We start from the raw sequence: 1,976 nt of genomic DNA, 5'->3' as shown, positions 1-1,976 counted from the left end.
CCCGCGTTCCGCGTAATTCGGGGTTCCCGGAGGTCGTAGCGACCTGAACGCGCAGGTCAGGGACTTGGAGTCTGGATGAACGGCTAGATTCACCTAGAGACGCGATTTCTAGATTTCGCTGTGCTGGCCTGCGCTTGGGTCGTAGGGTCTGGAGTCGTGTACGTGAAGACGACCAAGCGGGAGAACAAGTCCGGGACGGTCCGATACCTGCATCTGGCGCATAACGAGTGGGATCCGGTGAAGGGCCGGGCGGTGCCGAAGGTCCTGTTCACCTTCGGCCGTGAGGACGAGCTGGACCGGGAAGCGGTCAAGCGGCTGGTCACGTCTCTATCGCGCCTGCTGGAGCCCGGAGACGCGCTGGCAGCAACGACGGCCTCGGACCTGGAGTACATGTCGTCGGTGCCGTTCGGCGGCACGCACGTCCTCGACCAGATGTGGCGCCGGCTGCGGATCGACCAGATCGTCGGCCGGGTCGGGCAGCCCAAACGCGGCCGCCGCCGGAACATGACCGTCACAGAGCGGGTCCTGTTCGGCCTGGTCGCCAACCGGGCGCTGGCCCCAGCCTCCAAGCTCGCCGCCGCGGAGTGGATGAACCACGACGTCCACATCGACGGCCTGGCCACCGTCGATGACAACGCCTGCTACCGGGCGATGGACTGGCTGCACGAAGTCCGTGACGAGCTGGAGAAACAGGTGTTCGACGAGGTCGCGAACCTGCTCAACCTCGAGGTCGACCTGCTGTTCTTCGACACCACCAGCACCTACTTCGAGCTCGGGGAGGCCGACGAGCCGGTCGGCCGCGACGAGCGGGGCGAGAAGGCCACCGACGGGCAGGACACCGACAACGAGGCCGGGTTCCGGACCTATGGCAAGTCCAAGGACTCACGCGACGATCTCCCCCAGATCGTGATCGGCATGGCCGTCACCCGCGACGGCATCCCGGTCCGCTGCTGGTCCTGGCCCGGCAACACCGCAGACCAAACCCTAATCCGGCAAGTCAAGGACGATATGCGTGACTGGACCCTCAGCAAGATCGTGTGGGTGACCGATCGGGGGTTCTCCAGCGAACGCAACCGCCGCTACCTGCGCCAGGGCGACCACGCCTACATCATCGGCGAGAAGCTCCGCTCCGGGTCACCCGAGGTGCAGGCAGCACTGTCCCGCCAGGGCCGCTATGCCGACATCGCCGAGAACATGCGCGTGAAGGAAGTCCGGATCAGTGACACCGAACGATTCGTGATCTGCCATAACCCCGAAGCCGCCCAGCGGGACGCCCACATGCGCGAGCAACTCGTCGCCCAGCTGGCCGAGCTGATCGACAGCACCGACACCCTGAGCGAGTTCAAGCGAGGCGAGCTGCGCGGGAAGATCGCCGGCAAGCCCGGTCTGAACCGCTACCTGCGCACCACCCCTGCGGGCAAGCTCCGCATCGATCACAAGAAGATCAAGTTCGAGGAGAACCTCGACGGGAAGTACCTGCTGCGCTGCTCAGACCCGCATCTGCCGGCCGAGGACATCGCCCTGGGTTACAAGCAACTCCTGGAGGTCGAGCGGGGCTGGCGCGACATGAAACAGATCATCGACCTGCGGCCGGTCTATCACCGGCTCGAAGAACGCATCCGCGCTCACGTCATCCTCTGCTGGCTCGCGCTCCTGCTCATCCGCATCGTTGAGACCACGGCAGGAACGACCTGGCAGCACGCTCGCCGCGAACTCAACCGCCTCCACCTGGGCACCTTCACTGGCCCCACCGGGACATTCCGGCAAGTCACCGGCCTGACCAAAACCCAGATCGACCTGCTCTCCAAGCTCCGCATCGACCACCCCAAGAAGATCATCGACCTTCAGGCCACATCCCGCTGACCAGCACCTCCGCCACCGCCTAGAGAAACGCCCTCCAGGTGGACACATCCATGTCACCCCTGGTCAGACCCCGAATCTGCGCCTTCAGCCCGCTGAATTACGCGGAACGCAGG

Annotated in this window: 1 protein-coding gene; it reads left to right on the top strand. The window is 65.0% G+C overall.

From position 1 onward, the window contains the following. Positions 1-156: 156 nt before the first annotated feature. Positions 157-1,863: an IS1634 family transposase gene (locus tag B0I32_RS56155; RefSeq protein WP_106253685.1), complete on the top strand. Its 1,707-nt coding sequence runs from the start codon at positions 157-159 to the stop codon at positions 1,861-1,863. Positions 1,864-1,976: the final 113 nt, after the last annotated feature.

Origin of the sequence: Nonomuraea fuscirosea (assembly GCF_003001935.1) — a bacterium.
Lineage (GTDB): Bacteria > Actinomycetota > Actinomycetes > Streptosporangiales > Streptosporangiaceae > Nonomuraea > Nonomuraea fuscirosea.
Note: the sequence above shows the minus strand (reverse complement) of the source record. Positions and strands in the feature narration are given on the sequence as shown.